General features: G+C 51.7%; 24 protein-coding genes. 13 read left to right on the top strand and 11 right to left on the bottom strand.

Annotation, left to right across the window (positions count from 1 at the left end):
- Positions 1–100 precede the first annotated feature (100 nt).
- On the bottom strand, positions 101–439 hold the full coding sequence (gene uspB / locus LN341_RS00380; protein ID WP_046220460.1) for a universal stress protein UspB: 339 nt from the start codon (positions 437–439) through the stop codon (positions 101–103).
- A gap of 111 nt (positions 440–550) precedes the next feature.
- Positions 551–1,078, bottom strand: a complete 528-nt coding sequence (gene ftnA / locus LN341_RS00375) for a non-heme ferritin (protein ID WP_046220461.1) — start codon at positions 1,076–1,078, stop codon at positions 551–553.
- A 242-nt stretch (positions 1,079–1,320) separates the two neighbouring features.
- On the opposite strand from ftnA, the gene LN341_RS00370 reads away from it, so the two are divergent.
- Complete coding sequence (locus tag LN341_RS00370; RefSeq protein ID WP_046220462.1) at positions 1,321–1,743, top strand: universal stress protein; 423 nt, start codon at positions 1,321–1,323, stop codon at positions 1,741–1,743.
- 124 nt (positions 1,744–1,867) lie between these two features.
- Positions 1,868–2,740, top strand: coding sequence for a carboxylate/amino acid/amine transporter (locus LN341_RS00365; protein WP_046220463.1), 873 nt, complete (start codon positions 1,868–1,870; stop codon positions 2,738–2,740).
- 73 nt (positions 2,741–2,813) lie between these two features.
- Here LN341_RS00365 and fre read toward each other — a convergent pair whose 3' ends face one another.
- The 6 genes from fre to trxA all read right to left on the bottom strand — a co-directional run bounded on the left by fre (position 2,814) and on the right by trxA (position 8,481).
- Positions 2,814–3,524, bottom strand: coding sequence for an NAD(P)H-flavin reductase (fre, locus tag LN341_RS00360; RefSeq protein WP_046220464.1), 711 nt, complete (start codon positions 3,522–3,524; stop codon positions 2,814–2,816).
- 9 nt (positions 3,525–3,533) lie between these two features.
- Positions 3,534–3,797 carry a 2Fe-2S iron-sulfur cluster-binding protein gene (locus LN341_RS00355; RefSeq protein ID WP_046220465.1) on the bottom strand — a complete coding sequence of 88 codons (264 nt, stop codon included), beginning with the start codon at positions 3,795–3,797 and terminating at the stop codon, positions 3,534–3,536.
- A gap of 31 nt (positions 3,798–3,828) precedes the next feature.
- Positions 3,829–5,301: a 4-hydroxy-3-polyprenylbenzoate decarboxylase gene (gene ubiD, locus LN341_RS00350; RefSeq protein ID WP_046220466.1), complete on the bottom strand. Its 1,473-nt coding sequence runs from the start codon at positions 5,299–5,301 to the stop codon at positions 3,829–3,831.
- A gap of 168 nt (positions 5,302–5,469) precedes the next feature.
- Entirely contained in the window at positions 5,470–6,447 is a 978-nt protein-coding gene (locus tag LN341_RS00345) for a hypothetical protein (protein ID WP_046220467.1), read from the bottom strand.
- Between the two features lie 241 nt (positions 6,448–6,688).
- The gene (rho, locus tag LN341_RS00340) at positions 6,689–7,954 is read right to left on the bottom strand and encodes a transcription termination factor Rho (RefSeq protein ID WP_046220468.1); all 1,266 of its coding nucleotides are present in this window, start codon (positions 7,952–7,954) and stop codon (positions 6,689–6,691) included.
- A 200-nt stretch (positions 7,955–8,154) separates the two neighbouring features.
- The gene (gene trxA / locus LN341_RS00335) at positions 8,155–8,481 is read right to left on the bottom strand and encodes a thioredoxin TrxA (RefSeq protein ID WP_046220469.1); all 327 of its coding nucleotides are present in this window, start codon (positions 8,479–8,481) and stop codon (positions 8,155–8,157) included.
- A 113-nt stretch (positions 8,482–8,594) separates the two neighbouring features.
- On the opposite strand from trxA, the gene rhlB reads away from it, so the two are divergent.
- Both rhlB and gppA read left to right on the top strand, forming a co-directional pair.
- Positions 8,595–9,905, top strand: a complete 1,311-nt coding sequence (rhlB, locus tag LN341_RS00330) for an ATP-dependent RNA helicase RhlB (protein WP_046220470.1) — start codon at positions 8,595–8,597, stop codon at positions 9,903–9,905.
- A 14-nt stretch (positions 9,906–9,919) separates the two neighbouring features.
- The gene (gene gppA / locus LN341_RS00325; protein WP_046220471.1) at positions 9,920–11,413 is read left to right on the top strand and encodes a guanosine-5'-triphosphate,3'-diphosphate diphosphatase; all 1,494 of its coding nucleotides are present in this window, start codon (positions 9,920–9,922) and stop codon (positions 11,411–11,413) included.
- A gap of 90 nt (positions 11,414–11,503) precedes the next feature.
- On the opposite strand, the gene prlC is transcribed toward gppA, so the two are convergent.
- Positions 11,504–13,546: an oligopeptidase A gene (gene prlC / locus LN341_RS00320; protein ID WP_234203801.1), complete on the bottom strand. Its 2,043-nt coding sequence runs from the start codon at positions 13,544–13,546 to the stop codon at positions 11,504–11,506.
- Between the two features lie 192 nt (positions 13,547–13,738).
- On the opposite strand from prlC, the gene LN341_RS00315 reads away from it, so the two are divergent.
- From LN341_RS00315 to mdtI, 8 genes are all read left to right on the top strand, one after another.
- Positions 13,739–14,578, top strand: coding sequence for a 23S rRNA (adenine(2030)-N(6))-methyltransferase RlmJ (locus LN341_RS00315; protein ID WP_234203800.1), 840 nt, complete (start codon positions 13,739–13,741; stop codon positions 14,576–14,578).
- A gap of 190 nt (positions 14,579–14,768) precedes the next feature.
- Entirely contained in the window at positions 14,769–16,124 is a 1,356-nt protein-coding gene (gorA, locus tag LN341_RS00310) for a glutathione-disulfide reductase (protein ID WP_234203799.1), read from the top strand.
- Between the two features lie 400 nt (positions 16,125–16,524).
- Positions 16,525–17,328 carry a TIGR04255 family protein gene (locus tag LN341_RS00305; RefSeq protein ID WP_234203798.1) on the top strand — a complete coding sequence of 268 codons (804 nt, stop codon included), beginning with the start codon at positions 16,525–16,527 and terminating at the stop codon, positions 17,326–17,328.
- Positions 17,329–17,331: 3 nt separating this feature from the next.
- Complete coding sequence (locus LN341_RS00300; RefSeq protein ID WP_234203797.1) at positions 17,332–17,847, top strand: hypothetical protein; 516 nt, start codon at positions 17,332–17,334, stop codon at positions 17,845–17,847.
- Positions 17,848–18,071: 224 nt separating this feature from the next.
- Positions 18,072–18,776: a hypothetical protein gene (locus LN341_RS00295; RefSeq protein WP_234203796.1), complete on the top strand. Its 705-nt coding sequence runs from the start codon at positions 18,072–18,074 to the stop codon at positions 18,774–18,776.
- A 561-nt stretch (positions 18,777–19,337) separates the two neighbouring features.
- The gene (locus tag LN341_RS00290; RefSeq protein ID WP_234203795.1) at positions 19,338–20,279 is read left to right on the top strand and encodes a LysR family transcriptional regulator; all 942 of its coding nucleotides are present in this window, start codon (positions 19,338–19,340) and stop codon (positions 20,277–20,279) included.
- Positions 20,280–20,455: 176 nt separating this feature from the next.
- Positions 20,456–20,842: an SMR family transporter gene (locus tag LN341_RS00285; protein WP_046222521.1), complete on the top strand. Its 387-nt coding sequence runs from the start codon at positions 20,456–20,458 to the stop codon at positions 20,840–20,842.
- A complete protein-coding gene (mdtI, locus tag LN341_RS00280; protein WP_046222522.1) occupies positions 20,839–21,168 on the top strand; it encodes a multidrug/spermidine efflux SMR transporter subunit MdtI in 330 nt (109 codons plus the stop codon). The genes LN341_RS00285 and mdtI overlap by 4 nt, the downstream gene beginning before the upstream one ends.
- Before the next feature lie 96 nt (positions 21,169–21,264).
- Here the strand turns inward: mdtI and LN341_RS00275 are convergent, their stop codons facing one another.
- A complete protein-coding gene (locus LN341_RS00275; protein ID WP_046222523.1) occupies positions 21,265–21,789 on the bottom strand; it encodes an AidA/PixA family protein in 525 nt (174 codons plus the stop codon).
- A gap of 364 nt (positions 21,790–22,153) precedes the next feature.
- Entirely contained in the window at positions 22,154–23,395 is a 1,242-nt protein-coding gene (gene traF, locus LN341_RS00270; RefSeq protein WP_234203794.1) for a conjugal transfer protein TraF, read from the bottom strand.
- 365 nt (positions 23,396–23,760) lie between these two features.
- Between traF and LN341_RS00265 the strand changes: the two genes are divergently transcribed.
- Positions 23,761–25,128 carry a YjiH family protein gene (locus tag LN341_RS00265; protein WP_046222525.1) on the top strand — a complete coding sequence of 456 codons (1,368 nt, stop codon included), beginning with the start codon at positions 23,761–23,763 and terminating at the stop codon, positions 25,126–25,128.
- The last annotated feature ends 52 nt before the right edge of the window (positions 25,129–25,180 follow it).

Here is a 25,180-nt window from a genome sequence, read left to right as displayed (position 1 = left end):
AAAAGGATGCGGTAATGACATGCATTACCCGGCATCCTTTTCAAGTGCGCGTATTTTACCCGTCTGCGGGCGGATTACCAAATCTGTCAGCAATCACCGGTTAAATGCCCAGATAGGCGACAACAAAGATAGAGACCAGGAACACCATCAGGCTGGTGCTGGCAAGGACAAACAGCTTGCGTACCTTGTCGCACTTGGCCATGAACAGCTCGTCGTGATGCTTATGGTATTGCTGGCTGCGAATATAATGGAAAAGCCGGATCTGCTTATTGACGTTTCCCTGAGAGGAGAAGAAACCCCGGCCGTCGACCTGCTGGTACAGCAGCGGATCGCAGTCACGCATCACCACCAGTAAGGTTTTCAGCGTGCTGACATAACGAGAGATATTGACTACAGCCACCAGAAACAGGGCCATCAGAATTGCATCACCACTAAACATAACACCCTCCGAACAACGACCATGGTTCTATGCTGGCCGGGAAGGGTTGGGAGGCAAACAGCAGCGACACACTTTCGGAAAGGGGCGCCGCCGTGCATTTCCCAGAACCTGTTAGCCGGCCTGCTGACCCATGACAGAGCTGGATTCCTGCTTCGCCATGGCAGCAAGATCTTTGTCGATGAAGAACAGTGCTTTCCCGTCTTCACCCACCAGTTCGATCTTATCCAGAATACCTTTAAACAACTTTTCTTCTTCGTGCTGCTCTGCAACATACCACTGCAGGAAGTTGAACGTTGAGTAGTCCTGCGTAGTAAACGCCACATGGGCCAGCTTGTTAATGCGCTCAGTGATCAGTCGCTCATGTTCGTAAGTGGCGCGGAACACTTCACCCAGAGAGCTGAACTCATGCTGCGGTGCTTCAATCGTCCCCAGAATCGGCAGCGCACCTGTCTCGCTGACATAGGTAAACAAACGTTGCATGTGCTGCATTTCTTCTGTCGCATGAATACGCAGAAACTCTGCCGCCCCTTCGAAGCCCTTATCCTCACACCATGCACTCATCTGCAAGTACAGGTTGGATGAAAAGAACTCCAGGTTAATTTGTTCATTCAGTTTCTCAACCATTGCTTGAGCAAGCATCGAACTACTCCTTCCTAATCTAGTGTAATAAACACATTGTCACTATGCATAACTGAGTTTGCAACTCATGCGTCAAGGTATCATGCTTAACCTGCCGGTAAGCAATAAAAATCACAAAACGATCCAACTGCTTACCCAAGCGTGTCACAGAATTTTCCGTTAACGTAAGCAATGCGATCAGCACAGCATTTTTTACTCATACGCCATGATAGCATATAAAAAACCTTACAGGAGAGCGGGTTATGACCTATCAACATATTCTGGTTGCGGTTGATTTATCTGAAGACAGTCACATTCTGGTCGGCAAAGGCGCCGCGCTGGCAGAAAAACTCGGGGCCAAGCTGTCTCTGATCCACATCGATACCAACTATGCTGAGCTGTATACCGGCCTGATCGATATCAACATGGCCGAGGCGCAGTACCGCATGGCGGATCATGCTCAGGAGCAACTGCAGGATCTGGCAAAAAAAGCGAACTATCCGGTGACGCACACTTTTGTCGGCAGCGGCGATCTGAGCGATGAAATCTGCAATACCATCAAGCAGTCGGATGTGGATTTAATGATCTGCGGCCACCACCAGGATTTCTGGAGCAAAATCCTGTCTTCCACCAAGCAGTTAATCAATCACACCCCGGTGGATTTGCTGATGGTGCCGCTGCACTGATCCACCCGCACCTGGCTGGCTACTGTGAGCGCCAGCCAGTCTCTGCTCAGGACAGACCAGCCTCCCATTGGCTCGGACAGAATTTCGGTTACACTAGGCGGCCAAAATTCAAAGGACATGTCACATGGGATACTTAACTGCGATTACGCTGCTCTGGGCGTTTTCCTTCAGCCTGATTGGGGTTTATCTGGCCGGACAGGTGGACGCCTGGTTCTCGGTACTGACCCGGGTCGCACTGGCTGCTCTGGTCTTTTTGCCTTTTCTGCGCCGTCAGCACCTGACGGTGACGCTGGCACTCAAGCTCATGGTGGTGGGCGCCTTTCAGCTCGGCATCATGTACTGCTTTTACTACCAGTCTTTCCTGTACCTGTCGGTGCCGGAAGTGCTGCTGTTCACCATTTTTACCCCTATTTATGTCACCCTCATCTATGATGTGCTGCAGCGCCGTTTTTCGGCCTGGTATCTGATCACCGCCGTCATTGCGGTACTCGGCGCCGCCGTCATCAAATTTGAAGGCATCAATGAAGACTTCATTCTCGGTTTCCTGATTGTGCAGGGCGCGAACCTGTGCTTTGCCATCGGTCAGGTGGGCTATAAAGTCATCATGGAGAAAGAAAAAGCCGATTTGCCGCAGCATACGGTCTTTGGTCTGTTCTATCTCGGTGCTGTTTGTGTAGCGTTGCCGATGTTTTTACTGTTTGGTAACACAGAAAAACTGCCGACCACAGATACCCAGTGGAGCATTCTGGTGTACCTGGGCATTGTTGCTTCCGGCCTGGGTTATTTCATCTGGAATAAAGGCGCAACTCTGGTGAACGCCGGTGCGCTGGCGATTATGAACAACGCCCTGGTGCCGGCAGGTCTGATCGTCAATCTGGTGATCTGGAACCGAGATGTCGACTACCCACGCCTGATCGTAGGCGGTGCCATTATCCTGCTGTCACTCTGGGTCAATGAAACCTGGGTGAAGAAGCGTGTGACAGCGGCTCACGCTTAACAAGCACGCACGGTCATCAAAAAAGCCCCTGCCATCGGTTGATGCCAGGGGCTTTTGTTTTTGATCAAGACCATCAGATAAAGGCGTAAGCGTCAGCAAACATCCGCTCGCGATCGGCCCCTTTTTCCGCGGTAAACTGTTCACGGGCCGCACCCGCCATCTCAAAACGACCACAGATATAAATGTCATAAGCAGACAGGCTGACAAAATCGTCATTGACCGCTTCAAGTACGTTACCCACTTTGCCCTGCCAGGCGGGAGGCGCCGTTTCCACCACAGGAACATACGTCAGGTTCGCGTGCTTGGCAGCCAGGGCCACAAGCTCGTCATGGGCATACAGCTGACATTCGTCGCGGCCACCCCAGTACACAAAAATCGGCTGCTTCATGCCGCGGCTCAGGCAGTTATCCAGCAGGCTGCGCACGTAGGAAAACCCTGTACCGCCGGCAATCAGCAGCAAAGGCTGTGTGCTGTCTTCGCGCAACCAGGCCTCACCCAGCGGGGCTTCCACCTCAAATGTTCTGCCGTCTTCCATCGCCTGGCGCATCGCGTCCACCACTTCCACAGCATAGGGGTTGTGGTCCGCCGCTCCGATGTGCAGCTCCAGCTCGCCACTGCGGCAAGGGCTGCTGGCAATCGAGAAGGCACGTTTGTCTTTCTCGCCCATCACCGCCAGCAAATACTGCCCGGCTTTAAAATCAACCTGCTGCTTGGGTTGCAGCAAAATACGGTAGGTATTACACGCCAGTGACTCGACTGACTTCACTTCACACTGAATCGACATTCTGTTCCTCTATTCCAAAGTCAGTACCAGATCGCTGCGGGCCATGGCCAGACAGGGAAAAATCCATCCCTCGGCCTGCTCCTTCTCCGTCAGCACCGGTGCCAGCCGGTAAGTGACCTCACCCGCCAGCTTGCGGCATAAACACGTGGCACACGCCCCGACCTGACAGCGGTGGGGAAAAGCCAGTCCCGCCCGGCGGGCTGCACTCAGCAGGGTTTCTGCTTCCCCGACGCTGAACATAACGTCCTGCGGCAGTACCCGAACCTGATACATTGCGCTAAACCTTCAAGCTGCGTATCTGGCGCTATTTCGCCAGAATCCCCAGTTCATCCCAGATGGCATCCACCTTCGCCACCACTTCCGGGTCTTTAATAATAGGTGTCCCCCACTCGCGCTGTGTTTCACCCTGCCATTTATTGGTGGCATCCAGACCCATCTTTGACCCCAGGCCAACCACAGGCGAAGCAAAATCCAGCGAATCGATCGGGGTGTTTTCAATCATCACAGTATCCCGCGCCGGATCCATGCGGGTGGTGATCGCCCAGATCACATCATTCCAGTCACGGGCATTGACATCATCGTCACAAACAATCACGAACTTGGTGTACATAAACTGACGAAGGAAAGACCATACGCCCATCATCACCCGTTTGGCATGGCCCGGATACTGTTTTTTCATTGTCACGACGGCCATCCGGTAGGAGCACCCTTCCGGCGGCAGGTAAAAGTCGACAATTTCCGGAAACTGCTTTTGCAGAATCGGCACAAACACTTCATTGAGCGCCACGCCCAACACAGCCGGTTCATCTGGCGGACGACCGGTATAGGTGCTGTGATAAATCGGGTCTTTACGCATGGTCACGTGCGTGACGGTAAACACATGGTGGCTTTCCACTTCGTTGTAATAGCCGGTATGGTCACCGTACGGGCCTTCGTCTGCGTATTCATTGGGATCAATATAGCCTTCCAGCACAATTTCTGCGCTGGCCGGCACATCCAGATCGTTGCTGATGCTTTTGACCACCTCAGTTTTGCTGCCGCGCAGCAGACCGGCAAAGGCGTACTCAGACAGGGTATCAGGTACAGGCGTGACCGCCCCGAGAATCGTGGCCGGATCGGCGCCAAAGGCGACAGACACCGGGAATTTCTCCCCCGGATGGGCCTGCATGAATTCACGCATATCCAATGCCCCGCCGCGGTGAGCCAGCCAGCGCATAATCACTTTGTTCTTGCTCAGCTTCTGCTGGCGGTAAATACCCAGGTTCTGGCGTTTCTTTTCCGGACCGCGGGTAATGGTCAGGCCCCAGGTCAGCAACGGCGCGACATCGCCCGGCCAGCAACTCATGACCGGAATCTTATCCAGATCGACCTCATCGCCCTGCCAGACGATCTGCTGGCAAGGTGCTTTACTGAGGCGCTTGGCAGGCATGTTGAGAACTTGCTTAAAGACAGGCAGCTTATCGATAGCGTCCCGGAAGCCTTTCGGCGGCTCCGGCTCTTTGAGATACGCCAGCAATTTACCGACTTCCCGCAGCTCCAGCACATCTTCACGCCCCATGCCCATGGCCACCCGCTCGGTGGTGCCAAACAGGTTCGCCAGCACAGGGATATCGTAGCCCACCGGGTTTTCAAACAGTAATGCCGGACCACCTGCGCGCAGCGTACGGTCGCAGATTTCGGTCATTTCATACCGGGGATCGATTGGCTGCTTGATGCGCTTTAGTTGCCCACGCTCTTCCAGGTAGGCGATAAAGTCACGCAGATCGTTGAATTTCATTCCTGCACCCTATCTGTTTGTTCGGCCCGGCTCAGGACAGCCGGGATGAAAATGGGACACATTATATACTGAATCCCTGACAAGATGCTTGTAAAGCACGCATTTATTGGCAGTAAAACAAGGGACTGAAGAGAAAGTGCCCGAGCCGGCAAACCACTTGGCCGGCGATCAGGGCATGGATGCCGACAAAGCAGATTCCAGGTTGCGCTTCAAAGTGTAGCTCTGCGTGCCAGCGGCGAGTGCAGTCAGCCAGTTCGTATGACCCTGATTAACCAGTTTACTGGCCACCAGCTCGCCGTCTTCCGGTTCAGACAACTTGCCTAGCAGAAAAATTTCCACCTCATCCGGCAATGGCTTGAGTGTCGCCAGTGCCTGGTAGGCCTGGGCTTTCAGGGAGGGATTACGGGTCGCAGCCATCAATTGGCTCACCGCCAGTGGGGACGGCAGCGCGTCCGCCAGCCGGTTCAGCTCGGCCCGGCTATATTGATCGGTACGGCGACGCCACAATTGCTGATACAGGCTCTCATCCTCAGTGATTGCGGCCAGTTTGGCCAGCAAGCCGTTATCAGCCAACCAGAGCAGCTGTCTGTCAGACAAAAACTGATCCGCGAGGTATCGGGTGCCTTTAGCGGATAGCGCGGGAAGCTGCGCCAGGGCAATATCACGCCGGGTACGCTGGGTATTGAGATCACCGGCCAGCCAGTCGGTCAGTACCAGATCACCGGCATTCGCCTGACGGACAAATGACTCGGCCAGTTGCTCGCGCTGCCAGTGTTGCAGCAGTTGATGTGCCTGGGTTGCGTAGGTAAAAGCCGCGCGAGTCACCCGGTAGCCATCCCCCTGCTCGGTCAGGGTAAAACGGGATTTCCGGGCCGCCTGAGCTTCAAGCCAGGCAACTTTTTCTTCATCCAGCTTTTTGAAGGTATGGGCGTAGTCCACCAGTGCAGAGCGCAGGGCTTCCTGCTCCAGCACAGAGAAGTCTGCCAGCTGATAATTGAGCTGGGCAATCTCATTTTCCCGGTACAGGGTTTTGAGCGCTTTCAATGCCGGTGTGATGTCCTGCGTAACCTGCTGGTATTCCTGCTGGCTGATTTCCTCAGCCCTCAGAGGGAGTGCGACCAGCAGTAACCACAACCAGACCCACATGCTTCTTCCTTGTTGCATGTTGCATACTCCGTGTCATCGCTGACTTCATTCTTTTTGACTGTCCGAACCGCTGAGTGTCCGGTCATGTCCGCCGGCCTTCCTGGCAGAACGGTACAGTCCGAAGAAGAAAACATCAGCGGTTAATTGAATGCTGTTTCAAACAGCATGCCGATATTATCAGCAATAAAAAAACGCCACACAAGGTGGCGTTTCTACAATCTGTGACATCAAGCCCGTTGTATCAGGACTTCTGACGACGCATCGCTTCAAAGAACTCGTCGTTGGTCTTGGTCATGCCCAGTTTGTCGATCAGGAATTCCATGCTGTCGGTTTCATTCATCGGGTGAACGATCTTACGCAGGATCCACATCTTCTGCAGCTCATCCGGCTTGGCCAGCAGCTCTTCACGACGGGTACCGGAGCGGTTGAAGTCAATCGCCGGGAAGACACGCTTCTCAGCAATCTTACGAGACAGGTGCAGTTCCATGTTACCTGTCCCTTTAAATTCTTCGTAGATCACTTCGTCCATCTTCGAACCGGTATCCACCAGCGCGGTCGCGATAATGGTCAGGCTGCCGCCTTCTTCCACATTCCGGGCCGCACCGAAGAAACGCTTCGGACGATGCAGGGCGTTAGCGTCGACACCACCGGTCAGTACTTTACCGGAAGATGGCACGACTGTGTTGTACGCACGGGCCAGACGGGTAATCGAATCCAGCAGGATCACCACATCTTTCTTATGCTCAACCAGGCGCTTGGCCTTTTCAATCACCATTTCAGCAACCTGAACATGGCGGGAAGCCGGCTCGTCAAAGGTTGAAGCAATGACTTCGCCTTTGACCAGACGCTGCATCTCGGTTACTTCTTCCGGACGCTCATCGATCAACAGCACCATCAGCTCACACTCAGGGTGATTGTAAGCAATGCTCTGTGCAATGTTCTGCAGCAGCATCGTCTTACCCGCTTTTGGCGGTGCAACAATCAGACCACGCTGACCCTTACCAATCGGTGAGGCCAGATCCAGGACACGGGCAGTAATGTCTTCAGTCGAGCCATTACCGCGTTCCATACGCATGCGATCATTGGCGTGCAGCGGAGTAAGGTTTTCAAACAGGATCTTGTTGCGGGCGTTGTCTGGTTTGTCGTGGTTAACTTCGTTGACTTTCAGCAGGGCAAAGTAGCGTTCACCATCTTTGGGTGGCCGGATTTTACCTGAAATGGTATCACCGGTACGCAGGTTGAAGCGGCGAATCTGGCTTGGTGAGACATAAATGTCATCCGGGCCGGCCAGGTAAGAACTGTCTGCGCTACGAAGGAAGCCAAAGCCGTCCTGCAGAATTTCCAGAACCCCGTCGCCAAAAATGTCCTCACCACTTTTCGCGTGCTGTTTGAGAATGGCAAAGATGATGTCCTGTTTTCTCAAACGCGCTAGGTTTTCGAGTCCTAAGCTTTCGCCGAGCGCAACCAACTTTGAGATAGGCTGGTTCTTCAGTTCTGTAAGATTCATAGTGGTGGGTTTCTTGTCAGTCAAATTAGGGGTTCTATGGTTAATTGAGAAAAGCTTCGACCAATGGGGCTGGTCAAGAAATGAACTGTCGTATAATTTACGTGCAATAACTTAGCACTAAAGCCAGCATCCGTCTAGGGGCTGAAATTGACACCGCGTACAAACGTTATTGTACGCGGTTTCGCGTTACTGTAGGCCAATTACAGGTTGGCGTCCAGAAACTCTTTCAGTTGTGACTTAGACAGGGCGCCGACTTTGGTCGCGGCCACATTGCCGTCTTTGAACAGCAACAGAGTCGGAATACCACGGATACCAAATTTTGGTGGTGTCGCGGCATTGTGATCTATGTTCAGCTTTCCGATAGTCAGCTTGTCTTGGTACTCGTCTGCGATTTCGTCAAGAATAGGCGCGATCATTTTACATGGTCCGCACCACTCAGCCCAAAAATCGACTAAAACTGGGCCTGCAGCATTAATCACATCGTTATCAAAACTTGCGTCTGTCAGCTGCACAATCTTGTCGCTCATCTTCCACTCCAATGGTTGATTTTCAACGCTGATTCTATTTTAACCAGCAAATCGATGCCCTATTTGAATTGAATACGTTTCGTATTGCAACCCTAAGCTGATATTCTATACGAATGAAGACGACTCATATCACAGAGCAGAAATTTGCCGACCTGGGACTAAACCCCCTGGTTTTACAAGGACTGGAAGACAAAGGGTTTCATAATTGTACCCCGATCCAGGCCCTGGCATTGCCGGTAGTGCTCTCCGGCCGTGACATTGCTGGTCAGGCGCAGACAGGGACTGGTAAGACCCTGGCTTTCCTGACAGCCACCTTTAACCATTTGATGCTGAACCCGGCATCCGAGGAGCGAAAAACCAATCAGCCCCGTGCAATCATTATGGCACCTACACGGGAACTGGCAATTCAGATTTACAATGATGCTGCTCCCTTACTGGCAAGCACCGGCCTGACCGCTGGCTTGGCTTACGGTGGTGAAGCCTACGAGAAACAGAAACAGCACCTGGAAAATGGCGTCGATATTCTGATCGGTACCTGTGGCCGTATCATCGATTTCTACAAGCAGCGGGTCATCGATCTGCACAGCATCCAGGTTGTGGTTCTGGATGAAGCCGACCGGATGTTCGATCTGGGCTTTATCAAGGATATCCGTTTCCTGTTCCGCCGGATGCCAAGCCCGAAAGCGCGCCTGAACATGCTGTTCTCTGCCACCCTGTCCTACCGGGTCAAAGAGCTGGCGTTCGAGCACATGAACAACCCGGAAAGCGTGGTGGTTGAGCCCGAGCAAAAAACCGGTCACCGTATCCAGGAAGAGCTGTTCTACCCGTCCAATCAGGACAAAATGCGTTTGCTGCAGACCCTGATCGAAGAAGACTGGCCGGATCGCGCGATCATTTTTGCCAACACCAAGCACCGTTGTGAAGACATCTGGGCACACCTGGAAGCCGATAACCACCGTGTTGGCCTCCTGACCGGCGATGTGCCGCAGAAAAAGCGTGTCCGCATTCTGGAGCAATTCACCCAGGGTGAAGTCGACATTCTGGTCGCTACCGACGTCGCGGCGCGCGGCCTGCACATTCCTCAGGTCACCCACGTCTTTAACTACGATCTGCCTGACGATGCCGAAGATTATGTGCACCGTATCGGCCGTACCGGTCGTGCCGGCGCCAGCGGTCATTCCATCAGCTTTGCCTGTGAAGAATATGCGATCAATCTGACCGCGATTGAAACCTACATCGAGCACAGCATTCCGCAGTCGAAATACGATGCCGAAGCGCTGCTGGATGATCTGCCGCCACCGGTGAAAGTTCAGCGGGCACCTCGCCAGAGCGGTGGCCGTCGCAACAGTGGTTCCCGTCAGGGACAAGGACAGGGACGCCAGCGCAATCATAACCGCCGTCGTTCACCACAGAAAACACAGTAACTGAAGAAGACGCTATGGAAAGTTGTGTCGTATCCCCGCTGTATGCAGCCATTGACCTTGGCTCGAACAGTTTTCACATGTGGATCGTGCGTGAAGTCGCAGGCAGTGTGCATACACTGGCTAAAATTAAGCGCAAAGTACGGCTGGCTGCCGGCCTGAACGGCCAGAATGAACTGAGCCAGGAAGCCATGCAGCGCGGCTGGGAATGCCTGGCGATGTTTGCCGAACGCCTGCAGGATATTCCGGCTGAACGGGTCCGTATTGTCGGTACCGCGGCACTGCGCACCGCCGTGAATGCCGAAGACTTTCTTTCCAGAGCCATCAGTATACTGGGTCACCCCATCGACATTATTCCTGGTGAAGAGGAAGCACGCATTATCTACCAGGGCGTTGCACACACCTCTGGCGGTCAGGGGAAACGCCTGGTCGTCGATATCGGTGGGGCCAGTACTGAAGTCATTATCGGTGAAGGGTTTGATGCCAAGGCACTGACCAGCCTGAAAATTGGTTGTGTCACCTGGCTGGAGCGTTACTTCAAAGACCGCCACCTGACCGCAGAAAACTTCAGCGCTGCCATTCAGGCCGCCAAAGAGGCCATCACCCCGATCGTCGCCCCCTATCGCACGCTCGGCTGGGACCACTGTGTCGGTGCCAGCGGTACGGTTCAGGCGCTGCAGGAAATTATGGTCGCCCAGGGTATGGACGAGCTGATCACCCTGTCTAAACTCAAGCGTCTGCAGCGTCAGGCCATGCAGTATGAACGGCTGGAAGATCTGGATATCGAAGGGCTGACGTTAGAGCGGGCCCTGGTGTTTCCAAGCGGCCTGTCGATTCTGATTGCTTTGTTCGAGACACTGGAGATCCAGACCATGACACTGGCCGGCGGCGCCTTGCGCGAAGGCATGGTGTACGACATGATGAGCCAAATGCGCCACGACGATGTGCGAGCCAGAACCCTGAACAGTCTGCAATACCGCTTTCAGGTGGATACCGAACATGCCAATACCGTGGCCGACACCGCCCAGGCTTTACTGGCAGACTGTCAGCCCGTCTGGCAAACCGATGAGCAAACCCGCGCCTTACTCCAGTCCGGTGCTATCTTGCACGAAATCGGTACGGGTATCGGCTTTAAGCAAAGTGGCGATCATGCCGCGTACCTGATCCAGCATCTGGACTTACCCGGCTTTACCCGCGCCCAGAAGCACCTGCTGGGCGAGTTGCTGCGCAGGCACAGAGACAACCTAACCAGTCTGCCGGAGCAGCATGCCATCCCCGCAATTAACGCTGTGCGTATCTTGCGCCTGCTGCGTCTGGCCGTCATTCTCTGTCATCGGCGTGACAGCCAGCACCAGCCACCCGCGCACCTGACGGTGGATGACAATCAGCTCACCCTGATCCTGCCGAAAGCCTGGCTGACGGCCAATCCGCTGACCGAGGCAGAACTACAACAGGAAGCCCATCGCCAGACCGATCTCGGCTGGCCGCTGCAGATCCGTGAAGCAGACTAACAAGCAGACGCTCGCGAATACCACGCAATAAAAAAGCTCCCGATGGGAGCTTTTTCTGATCTTACCTGCGTGACTCGACAAGCACGGAGATTAACCTGTGATGCCGCTGTGGCGCAGCAGGGCATCAATCTTCGGCTCGCGGCCGCGGAAGCGCTTGAACAAGTCCATCGGCTCTTCGCTGCCGCCGCGCTCCAGAATACAGGCCAGAAAATCTGCACCGGTTTGCGGGTTAAAAATCCCTTCTTCCTCGAAACGGGAATAGGCATCGGATGACAGCACTTCGGCCCACAGATAACTGTAGTAACCTGCGCTGTAGCCGCCGGCAAAGATATGACTGAAGCTATGCGGGAAACGGCCCCATTCCGGGCTTGGCAGCACAGAGACCTGACGCTTGATAGCAGCCAGCGTATCGAGCACCTGCGCGCCGGTTTCCGGATCGTAATTGGTGTAGAGTGAGAAATCGAACAGGCCAAACTCCAGCTGACGCAGCATGCCCAGCGCCGAATGGAAATTCTTGGCTGCCAGCATTTTCTCCAGCAACTCGGCAGGCAAAGGCTCACCGGTTTCGTAATGACCGGAAATAAAGGCCAGCGCCTCTTCTTCCCAGCACCAGTTTTCCAGGAACTGGCTTGGTAGCTCGACCGCATCCCAGGGCACGCCATTGATGCCGGAAACCGAAGACTCATTGACCTTGGTCAGCATATGGTGGATCCCATGGCCGGTTTCGTGGAACAGGGTCACCACTTCGTCGTGGGTAAACAGCGCTGGCTTGCCACCGACCGGCTTGTTGAAGTTACAGGTCAGGTAGGCCACCGGATGCTGCAAACTGCCGTCCTGACGCACGCGGCGCACGATACATTCGTCCATCCAGGCACCACCGCGCTTGTGCTCGCGGGCATAGAGATCCAGGTAGAAACTGCCGCGCAGCTCGCCATTGGCATCGAAAATATCGTAAAAACGCACACTCGGATCCCAGACATCCACCCCTTCGCGTTCCGTCACTGTCATGCCAAAGACGCGCTTGAGCACCTCGAACAGGCCAGACACCACTTTCTGCTCCGGGAAATACGGCCGCAGCTGCTCATCGGAAATGCTGTATCTGTGCTGTTTCAGTTTCTCGGCATAGTAAGGAATATCCCAGGGTTCCAGAGCATCGGCCCCGAACTCGCTACGGGCAAACTCGCGCAGCTCGGCAACTTCGTGTTCACCCTGTGGCTTGGCACGGGCGGCCAGATCATTAAGGAAACCCAGCACCTGATCGGTGGATTCCGCCATCTTGGTCGCCAGCGACTTCTCGCTGTAGGTATTAAAGCCCAGCAAACGCGCCAGCTCATGGCTGAGCTTGAGTTTCTCGGCGATGATTTCACTGTTATCCCATTTGCCCGCGTTCGGCCCGCGATCCGAGGCGCGGGTTACGAAAGCTTCGTACATTTCACGGCGCAGTTCGCGATTATCGCAATAGCTCATCACAGGCAGATAGGAAGGAATTTCCAGCGTGAACAGATAGCCCTGCTCACCTTTTTCTTCCGCAGCCGCTGCAGCTGCTTGCAAGGCCGACTCCGGCAGACCCGACAATGCATCGGCATCAGCGATCAGCTTGCTCCAGCCCATAGTGGCATCCAGCACATTGTTGCTGAACGTGGACGACAACTCAGACAAACGCTTGCTGATTTCCCCATAGCGGTGCTGTTCGCTCGCGGGCAGGCCAATACCAGACAGTTCGAACTCTTTCAGCGCATCAGTAATGGATTTTTTCTGCGCCTGCGACAGGGTGGCAAAGGCATCGCTGTGACGGATACTTTTGTAGGCTTCATACAGCCCCTTATGCTGACCCAGCCAGGTGCCGTAATCCGACAGCATGGGCAGACAGCTTTCATAGGCTTCACGCAGCGCCGGGCTGTTTTTGACGCCGTTCAGGTGCCCCACCGGTGACCAGATCCGGTTCAGGCGATCATCCGTTTCCGCCAATGGCGCACAGATGCTGTCCCAGCTGGGTGCCTCGCCGCTGGCCAGAACTTCTTCTACCTTGGCCCGGCAGTCTTTGATGGCCTGCTCAACCGCAGGAAAGATGTGTTCGGGTTTGATTTGCGAAAACGGGGGCAGATCCGTCATGGTCAGTAATGGGTTCGACATCAGCGTATCCTTTTCATATAAGTTCCTGAAGAAATGCGTCTGCTTGCGGTGATTTTCAATCCCCTCGCGCAATTTTAGGCTCACAGCTCACTCTATTTTAGTGGCCGTGCGGATGACAGACCACAATCCCGCTGCATAATCGGCCGGATTACGCCATAATAGCGCCCTTCGTCGACCACCACAGAGTAACCCATGCTGAGTTATCGCCACAGTTTCCACGCCGGCAACCATGCTGACGTGATCAAACACATTGTCCAAAGCCTGATCCTTGATGCGCTCAAGCAAAAGGACAAACCTTTTGTGTATCACGATACCCACTCAGGTGTGGGCCGGTATGATCTGCAGGATGAGCGCAGCGAAAAAACCGGCGAATACCTGCAAGGCATTGCCCGCCTGTGGCAGCGCGACGATCTGCCAAAAGCGCTGGCTTCTTACTTAGATGCCATCCGGGTGCTGAATCAGGGTGACACCCTGCGTTACTACCCGGGCTCACCCAAGGTGGCGCGCGCGCAAATCCGCGAACAGGACCGCATGATTCTCACCGAGCTGCACCCGACCGATTTCCCGCTGCTGTTGCAGGAATTTCGCGGCGATCGTCAGGTGCGTATTTACAAAGAAGACGGTTTTGCCCGTCTCAAAGCCAGCCTGCCGCCCAAAGAGCGCCGCGGTCTGGTCTTAATCGATCCGCCCTACGAGCTCAAGCATGAGTACATGGACGTGGTGAAAGCCATCGGCCAAAGCATCAAACGCTGGGCAACCGGTACCTATGCCGTCTGGTATCCTGTGGTGTACCGCAGCAATATCGACGCCATGCTGGAAGGACTCGAGAGTCTGGGGATCCGTAACATTCTGCAGATAGAACTGGGGGTCGAACCCGATACCGAAGAACGTGGTATGACAGCCTCCGGCATGATTGTCATCAACCCGCCGTGGAAGCTGGAAAGCCAGATGGCGACCCTGCTGCCCTGGCTGCAGTCTGTGATTGCGCCCACCCGCGGCCACACCACGCTGCGCTGGGTGGTGCCGGAATAATCCCTGCCGTTTGAGGATATCCGGTGCAGGCATGGCCTGTGCCGGATTAGCTTGCTTCCCCTTCGTCCCGGCATCAATATCGCCACCGATTCCACGGCAAAGACGTCCGTTTCGCCGAACCTAGCATCTGAAGGCGACTTAGGTATACACTGTCGTCCAGCTAAGATTTCACAGCATAGAGAGAAAAGTCATGGCAACGCATTTTGATTACATCTGTATTGGTGGCGGCAGCGGCGGGATTGCATCAGCTAACCGCGCAGCAATGTACGGCGCAAAAGTGGCGCTGATTGAAGCCAAAGCCCTGGGCGGCACCTGTGTCAACGTCGGTTGTGTACCGAAAAAAGTGATGTGGCACGGCGCTCAGATTGCAGAAGCCATGCATCTGTATGCCAAAGATTACGGCTTTGACGTGGACGTGAAAAACTTCAACTGGTCGACCCTGGTGGAAAGCCGTGAGGCCTATATCGGTCGTATCCATCAGGCTTACGACAATGTGCTGGGCAAGAACAAGATTGAAGTGATCAATGGTTTCGCCAAGTTCGTGGATGCCAAAACCATTGAAGTCAACGGCCAGCACTTCACTGCCGATCATATTCTGATCGCCGTTGGCGGTGAGCCGACCATTCCGGACATCCCGGGTGCAGAGCACGGGATCGACTCGAACGGTTTCTTCGAGCTGACCGAACAACCGAAGCGCACTGCTGTGATCGGCGCCGGTTACATCGCGGTAGAAATCGCTGGTGTTCTGAGTGCACTGGGTACAGAGACTCACCTGTTCGTGCGTAAAGAATCGCCGCTGCGCAGCTTCGATCCGCTGATTGTCGATACCCTGGTTGAAGTGATGAACAACGAAGGCCCGACCCTGCACACCCACTCGGTGCCAAAAGAAGTGGTCAAAGAAGCCGATGGCACTGTGACGCTGCATTTTGAAAACGGCGAGTCACACAATACCGACCTGCTGATCTGGGCCATCGGCCGCAACCCGGTGACACACAAAATCAACCTGGAAGCGACCGGTGTTGCAACCACAGGCAAAGGCTACATCAAGGTCGATGAATACCAGCAAACCAATGTGCCGGGCATCTACTGCGTGGGCGATATCATGGACGGCGGCATCGAGCTGACCCCTGTGGCCGTGAAAGCCGGCCGTCAGCTGTCTGAGCGCCTGTTCAACAACAAGCCAGACGCGAAAATGGACTACAAGCTGGTGCCAACCGTGGTCTTCAGCCACCCGCCCATCGGCACCATCGGCCTGACGGAGCCGGAAGCCATTGCACAGTACGGCGAAGACAACGTGAAAGTGTACCAGTCGGGCTTTACGGCCATGTACACAGCCGTCACCAGCCACCGCCAGCCTTGTAAGATGAAACTGGTTTGCGCCGGTCCGGAAGAAACTGTGGTCGGCCTGCACGGCATCGGCTATACCGTGGACGAAATGATCCAAGGCTTCGGCGTTGCCATGAAGATGGGCGCCACCAAAGCCGATTTCGACAGCGTAGTCGCTATCCACCCAACCGGCTCGGAAGAGTTTGTGACCATGCGCTAATCCGCAAGCTCACCTTCAGCGAATCACCACACTGAAAATAGAAGGCTATATACCCCCTTGGGGTGTATAGCTTTTTTATGGGGCTTGTAAACCTCCCCCTAAACTAGAGACAAATGCATGACAATAACTTTGCTAAATTAGCAATACATAAATCAATTCAGGCATTCCAAGTCGCTTAGCTGTGTGTCTCAGATTGATGGTACAGGTCAAATCTGTTATTTAGGAGAAATCCTTGATTAAACATAGTTAATGTTAAGAGATTAGGTGAATATCACACTACATTGACATAATATTTGCTAATAATGACTTGTGCAAAAACGTGTGCAAAATATAATGCGAACTCAAAATTGCTGTGCAAAACTTAAACAAGAGTGTGCTTAAAGGTACGAATGGGGACGAGATGGTAAATAAAATAGTTGCGAAAAAAGCGTCTATTAGGTTTGAAAAGCTAGGAGTCTCGGGACTTAAGTCAAAGCTTGAAACTCTACAAGAAGCTCTTCGTGATCGATTTCCTAAGTCACATTTGCCTCGTGTTCAAGCTCTAAACATAGATCTTACCAACCCTAATGCGGTACAGATTGACCAAGATGGTGCTTATGAGCTGCACATGGCGAGTGCTGATAATGTTCATGCATTAAAGGTTGGTAACCAAGGTTTTGACTATTCAGTACGTAACTATGTACCGTTTGAAGAACAAAAAAAAATGTTCTTGCACGTTGTCAGCATGTTTGCGCGCGCAATGGATGTAAAATACGTTGGATATCTATCCATGCAAAATATTAATATGTTTGCATTTGATGCTGAAGGCGCGGCAGCTAACATCCGAGAAAATTCTCCTTTTGCTGTTGCAGATAAAGGAATCGGTGAGGCATGGCAACGTGTCGGCGCAGCGACTAGACATGACTATGAGCTAGACGATGGCCTAATCGGATTGGTTGTACACAGTACAATTGCACATGAAGGTCAAAGTTTCATACCTCAGCCTGAATGGGAACTATGGCAATTTATGGGCGGGATTCCTGTCGTACAGGAGAGAAGCCTTCTGTTGACGATTTCTGTTGCGCATCATCAGCAAGGAAAAGAACAAAGAGCTCCTCAAGGAGTGAGTCTTGTGAATCTAGATCTACAGGATGTTGAAAATAAATTTGAGCAGATTCACGAGCATTTAAATCGCACTTACGGTTCAATAACTAAGGAGAGCTAACGTATGGAAACTATGCTAACTAGGCAGGTAGCACCTCAGGTACTATCAGTTTGTTTGCTGGCAGCCACTCCTGGTTCTTACGCTGTTCAACAACCAGAGCCAGTTGTTTCTATTCAAGATTACGACTTACCTCAGTTTGTGTTGGAAGCACTAAATGATCAGAGAGCAAATACAGGAAAACATGCTTCTGTTGCTCTGTATCAAGAATTGAAAGATGAATTTCAGCTTTCTCATACACAATTTGCCTCTTGGTTAGGCTTGAAAAGACGTTCTCTGTACAACTGGATTAATGATCCAAGTAGTTCTCGAAGCGAAGCTGCTGTTGAGGCTAGACTTGTAAACTTGAATGCTTTGATGATGGATATGGACAAGGAACATAGACCGTTATTGCACAAAGTCGCATTTAGCCCTATCGATGGTGATCCTGCTTTCGGTGAAGCTTTGCTTAATGGAGCAAGTAAAGAAGAACTTTTTTCTTTGTATGATGAACTCTACGAGAAATTCGATCTACTAGCTTGATTCTATAAGGAAAAAACGTGATAAGAGGCGTTCGTGAGGAACTCTTAGAAAGAGGCTGGTGCCGACATAGTTGTATTCTAATTGATGATTCAATTATTGAATGGCTTACCCCTATACTACCAGAGAGTGTCCAAGAACTTTGTGTCGACGGTAATCTCCTGATCATATCTTTGTACGACTGTGCTGTAATTAACCCATGCTTCGTTTCGGAGCCATGGGTTAATGTGCTTATAGCTAAGAAAATCGATGGGCTAAATAAGCAATTTCAAAATGGTCGCAATGAGCGGAGGTTGCACTTTTCTGTAGCTAAAGATGGGCAGGATGAAGCATTTGAAGTTAATGCTTCGAGTATTATCCAGTTTGAACGTAACAAGCTGCTTGAGCTCAATAGGCACGTTGATTATCAGGTAGAAGATAATTCCTCATTTAGCTTAAAACACTGGCTAGCTGAGCGCTTTCGACGTGATGTTTGGCCAGATGCTTTCAATCGTTCTATCAAAAGTGCAGAGAAACGTTTAAAAAAGTTCTATGAGCGTCGGAATGGACACCTTTCTGGTGTTTATATCAAGCTTGATTCGTGGGAAGAGAAGTCAGAGGGTCAAAAGTATGAGGTCTGTGGGATAGTTGTCATTGAAGACAAGATGCTTCGCCCACTTAGACGAGCTGTTAAGCAGGCCCAGCCTGAGCTTGCTGATGCAAGTAATGATGATATCGATAATGTCATACGTAATGAGTTCAAGGTTGCTCTAGGTGATACAGTTAATTGGACCGAAGATAGAACCTTGTCTATTGGCATTGCTTTAGATCTGAAAACGGAAAATCAAGTGACATTAAGCCACCAGAGACAGTTCCGACGATTAAATCCATATACTTTGTCGGATCAAAGTCCAGATGCTCCAATGCCAGCAGAAATGGAAAGCAACTCGTAATCAATTTAGGAAAAAGGTGCAGGCATAGACTGTACCTTTTTGTCTCTACTTCTTTTTCTGTTAGCTCTTGTAACTACAAAAAGATCCGGATCTTCTCTTTCACCTCGAAACACGGTCTTTGTAGTCCTAGGCTTACGTGCTGAACTGGCACCGAAAAGGGATTCAAAATGAAGATACCGAATGCTTGAAACTCTGGAAGTGATATATTGAAGCTCATGAAATTCAGGAAAATGGCTTGGTAAAGCGCTTTTTCTGGAAAACCTCTAAGGTCTTATAGACAGGGGGTTACAGAAAATTTCCAGATTCTACGTGTGACAGTAGTTTGTGACCATGCGTTGATCCGCAAGCTCGCCTTCAGCATTAACAGACAAAAGACCAGCACAATTGCTGGTCTTTTGTCTGTTAATGCTGAAGAAAGCCCTGCTCGGATTTCCCCCAACCCCTTAACCCTTAACCCTTAGCCTGTTGAGTGCATCACAACAGATAGTGACCTTGCCGGTTCAGTCGATTACTATCACTAGGACATTGTTTCTTTTCCGAATCTCAAACACAGGTGTCTGCATGGCCCATCAACTCGATACGCTGGATCTCAATCTCATGCGCTTGCTCAAGGCCGTGGTTGATCACAAGAGTATTAAAGTGGCCGCCATGCAGTTGGGGATCTCTCAGCCCAGTGCCAGCCGGGGAATTGCACGTTTAAAAGCCACGCTGAATGATCCGCTGTTTGTCCGCAAGCCCCACGGGGTAGAGCCTTCCCCAATGGCGTTACGCCTGGCGGAAGAGTTCGACAACATTCTGGCGCCAATCGAAAAAGTGCTGAAAGAGTTCGAGGACTTCAGCGCAGCCGAGTATGACGGCCATTTATCGCTGGTGGTGGATCCATACCTGCTGGATGAACAGGGCCAGCAACTGTTGCGGGTCTGCCATCAGTCGTTCCCGAAGGCGACCTTTACCTTTTCGAACTGGAACAGCTACAGTCAGGAGGAAATGCTGGATGGGCAGCACGACTACTGCATGCTGGATCAGGAAACCGAGCTGCCCAAAGATCTCTATATGCGGCCGCTCTTTACCGAAAAGCGAATGATTGTGGCACGGCAGAACCACCCGACTTTATCGCAACATCAAGATGTAAATGACTGGGAGACGGTCTCGCAGTTGCCGATCATTTCCCTGCCGGCACCGGCCTCATACAACCCGTTATGTACCGTCGAGTCGGAATATCAGCGCATGGGCTACCAGCCACGGGTGCTGCTGAAAACCTATAACCTGCGCTTGGCAGCCCAAATGCTGCTGGATACGGATGCCATCATGTATGCCAGTACGAGTACGACCCGGCTGTTTCCGGCGCTGGCCGCCTACCCGATGCCAGCCGTCAACCGTGAATTCAGTGACTTTGTGATTTCCGGTGGTTTTGTCCAGTCCAACCGCAATCACCCGCTCCACCAGCATTTACATCGAGTCATAAAGAAATGTTTTCAAGCGGGACCTGTCAAAGTTCAGTGATATTCATAATTGAATATCTCATATACCTGTTCCCCGCTCTGGCCAACGGCTAATCTTGCCTTGTATTGCAAAGCATTGCCCGTTATCTCAGCCTAATTCTTTAACAGGTTTCAATTCGCTGTGTGGCCTGGCAATCCTTTGCTATCCATTAATGTTCATTCATTGGCAGGTATAGCATGTTTATTGCACGAATCTTTCTGCTGTTGGCCATTACTTCTGAAGTGGCCGGCACCAGCACCATGAATCTGATCGGAGAGGAAAATTCACTGTGGGGATACGGCGTGATGTATCTCCTGATCACTGTGTCTTATTACTTTCTGTCGCTGGCCGCGAAAAAAATCGCCATCGGTGTGGCCTATGCGGTCTGGGAAGGACTCGGCATCGCGCTGATCACGCTGGTTTCGCTGTTTGTCTTTGAGGCCGATCTGAGTCTGCAGGAGCTGTTGGGCCTGGGCCTGGCGGTCGTGGGGATTGTGATGGTGACCTTGGGTGAGTCGCAACCGGAGCAAGATCAGGATACATCTTCTGCCCGGTGTGCGTCTGCCTCCAGGAGTCTGTCATGAATCAGTTTTTTACCTTATCCTTCGGTTTTGTGGTGCTGGCGGCTATCGTCGATATTGCTGCGAATATGGCGCTGACCCGTTCGAATGGTTTTAAACACAAGTTCTGGGGAGGCTTGTCTATCGCGCTGGTTTTGTGTGCCTTTACGCTGCTGGCTCAGGCCGTGAAAGAGATTGATTTAGCGGTGGCTTATGCATCGTGGGGCGCGATTGGTATTCTGGGCACCGCCGTTGGCGGCTCAGTTTTATTTCAGCAGCGTCTGTCTCCTCTTGGCTGGGCCGGGATATTTGTGGTAATTGCTGCTGTGATTGTGATGAAAACCGCTTGAAGATGAAATGCTTGAATCAATCAAAAACCAATCAAAAACCAATAAACCCAATAGCGAGCAAAAATAACGCTCGCTATTGGGTGTTATCAAAAGTAATTAGGGTTGAACAGCAGTCACATAAGGGTCCCAGTTAATTTCTTTAATCAGCTGATCATCTTTAAAAACTTGTACCCAGAATGTATACGCCGCTTTTTGCTGAGTGCCCGGATTCGGGCGGCCCGGCAGTGTGGCTGTTGCCTGAACATACGGCATGTAGGCGGTCTGGCGAACAAAGGGCACATTGACACTGTCGTTCATCGGAATGCCGTCTTCCTGATAGACATAAACTTGTGTATTACCCTGATAAGCCGACCAGCCTTTGATCAGGGTACTGTTCCATTCATGTTCAGCATCAATCAGCACTGAATAATGACTGCCATCTTCCGCGACACTCACTTTCGGAAACGCGGACCAGCGAATCACATCGCCATTATTGACCTTGATACTCAGCTCATAAGAACCCTGTGAGTTATCGATGACCAGGCTGGGATCAGCAAACATCTGCACCGCTTGATAGCCCTGTGCACCATTTTCAATGGCTTCGCAATCGATAACGATTTCAACTTTATTAATACTAGCCATGACGTTGTTCCTCATATTTTTATGGTAATGTCCCTTTTCATCGCACCCTGAACAAAAGAATAAGTACGATAAAAAAAATAGCGGGAACAATAAAATAAAGATCGACTCTTTATTTCCTTTGTTTTTTCGCCTTTCAATGAAGAATCACTTCATTGCTTATGAGGTTAGCTAAGATTCTGGGGAATTCTACTGAAGATAAATAAAGCAGGAATTGTTTTTTATTTATTTTCAATTGATTATAAAAACCTGGCTAATATTGTTTTTATTTTTGGACTCAACACTAGCATTTCATGTAATCAATATATTTATCATATACACAGCCCGCCAAATGAATGACGGGCTGCGCACGATGCATTCCGGGTGATTACATCGTAAAGCCGAACTGCAGGGCCGCACCGTAGTTATTGTCCTGGCCGTATTGCAATGCCAGATCAACAGCAACCACGCCAAACGGACTCAGGCCGATCCCCGCACTCATAGTATCTTCTGCAGAGTCAGTCAGGCTCAGGCTGTAACCGGCACGGAACTGTACCCAGTCCCAGCCATTCAGCTCCATACCCAGACGCGCATATTGCGTCGCCAGATCAAACTCTTTGAAGTACTTCTGCTCCGTCAAATCCACATCAGCAGCGGCAGTAAACCAGCTGTTGCTGTATGCCGCACCCAAAGTGTATTTCGGCTCAACCAGCAAAGTCTTGCTGGTAAATTTGCCTGGCTGACCTGCGGGAGATTCCGGTGTGTTGGTTTCCAGCGCCTGCTTAAACAGGTTACGGCCACTGAAACCCAGGGTTACCGTCGGGATCGGCTGATATGCCAGACCGATATCCAGGTTGAAGGCCGTATCATCCTGATATTCGTTTTCAAATTCGAAGTCACTGTTATCAAACTGGCTGACGGTGTTTTGGAAGCTGACCGCAATCAGCTGCTGAATCTTGGGCGAAATACCCACCGACAGTTTCTGCTCCGGCAGCGCCACAATCGGTAATTCGAAAGATTTACCCATGGTTAAACCGACATCAACAATGCCACCGGCAATACCCAGCACATCAGACTGGAGATTGTCGAGATCCGGCGGGTTCGAACCATCCACACCGGCCAAATCATCAGGATCGATGTTGGCCTGTGCCAGGCTGACAACCTGGGCCTGGGTAAACAAACTCATGCTCAGGTAGCGGTTCGGCACTGCAACTACAGCCCCCACACTGATGTCAGCTTTGAGCTTGCCTTCATCCATGGCCATCAATGCCGCTTTCCAGTCATTGACTAATGCATCTGAAACCGGGCTGCCACCGCTATTATTGATCGCCATTTCCAGCTCATCATTCACATCCTGGAAATCTTCCACTTTCTGATTCAGGTCATCCGGATCATGAATACTGATCCCAACCGCGGGTAATAGCACACCAAAATCATCGGTCTGGCTGTAATGGGCTACCAGCGCCGGGTTATAAAAACTGGCCGTGAGATAACTCGCGGATGCCACCCCTGTGCCACCCATCGCGACACTGCGTGCATCCGCACCATTCACCGCCGCTTGAACTGAAAATGTGCTGACAGACATAGCTGTTGCCACTGCCAGTGTGAGTCCCTGCAATTTAATATTCATAAGTATTAGTATTTTTTTGCTGTGAATTTGTCAAAAAAGTCATCAAGAAGCGCCCATTATATAAGCGGTTTTACGCTTAACAATGACAATATCAATAACAGTGAAGTGCTGCACAAATCTTTCCAGGCGGCCAATACCAGTGAAAAATGTAATGCAAGATATATCGTTGTTAAACGTGAGTAACTTATCATAACGTCTAATTTACAATGCATAATTAGATGATTCTTTCAGAGAAGTATTCCATTGCAGTGATAAAAAATGTAACCTTCGCCCCGATTATATTAATAATAACTGCATGTTCATGCTGAGAATATTCACTCAACTCAGCATAAAAACACGTTGTATCAGTTACTTAAAGGTCAATCATGTCAGAACAAGTGATAACTGGCGCAAAAAAACGTAAAGCGCCTTGGCTCATGTTTATTCTGCCATCATTCATCGGTGTGCTGCTGTTTATGGCACCAATCACCGTAGGTGGAGAGATAACCATCCCTATTGCCTTGATGGCGAAAGCAATCCAGAACCTGTTTGAAGGTAGCCTGACGGCCATCGTCACCACCGTCATTACCCTGACGGCGCTTTGCTCGACCCTGGTTCGCCTCACCAAACCCCGTTTTATTGAACGCAAACCTTTTATTGCCAATTTGTTTAAGCCAAGCCTGCCTTGGTACATCGTTCAATTGCTGGGCGCGACCTTTGCGATTCTGACGTTTTTTAAAGTCGGACCGGCTGCTATCTTTGACGGCAACACCGGCGGTTTGGTACTGAACGACCTGCTGCCCGTGCTGTTTGCAGTCTTCCTGTGTGCGGGCTTTTTCCTGCCCCTGCTGACGAACTTTGGTCTGCTGGAATTCTTTGGTGCAATGCTGACCAAAGTCATGCGTCCGCTGTTCAACCTGCCGGGTCGTTCCGCGATCGACTGTCTGGCCTCCTGGCTGGCCGACGGCAGTGTCGGTGTCCTGCTGACCAGCAAACAATATGAAGAAGGGTTTTATACCAAACGTGAAGCGGCGGTGATCGGGACTACCTTCTCTGCGGTTTCTATTACGTTCAGTCTGGTTGTGATCGCTCAGGTGAAACTAGAACACATGTTCCTGCCTTTCTACGCCACTGTGTGTCTGGCGGGTGTGGTCGCTGCCATTGTTGTGCCGCGTCTGCCGCCTCTTAGCCGCAAGCGCAATGAATATGTGTGCGGTACACCGGCCGATGCCAACATGGATGCCCTGCCGAACGGTCATACGGTACTGAGCTTTGGCCTTGAGAAAGCCTTTGAGCGCGCCAATAAAGTCACCAGCTTACGTAAAGTCGTCAATGACGGTGTGAAAGCGGCTGTCGACATGGTGTTCGGCGTTCTGCCTGTGGTGATGGCCATTGGTACCCTGGCACTGCTGATTGCTGAAAACACGCCTGTGTTTGACTGGCTGGGTAAACCCTTTATCCCGCTACTGGAACTGCTGCAAATCCCGGAAGCTGCCGAGGCATCGAAAACCATAGTCGTTGGTTTTGCGGATATGTTCCTGCCGGCGATTCTGGCCGCGGACATTCAGAGCGATCTGACCCGTTTCGTGATTGCAGCGCTGTCTGTGACACAGCTGATTTATATGTCTGAAATCGGCGCCCTGCTGCTGGGCAGCAAAATTCCGGTGAAAGCCTGGGAGCTGTTCGTGATCTTCATTCTGCGTACCCTGGTAACTCTGCCGGTGATTGCGCTGATGGCGCACCTGATTTTCTGAGACCCGTCTTAACGACTCATCACAAAGCGGCTGGAAACAGCCGCTTTTTTTG

The organism is Photobacterium sp. TLY01, from assembly GCF_021432065.1.
In the GTDB taxonomy this organism is placed as follows: domain Bacteria; phylum Pseudomonadota; class Gammaproteobacteria; order Enterobacterales; family Vibrionaceae; genus Photobacterium; species Photobacterium halotolerans_A.
This window is presented reverse-complemented; position numbering and strand designations above follow the sequence as displayed.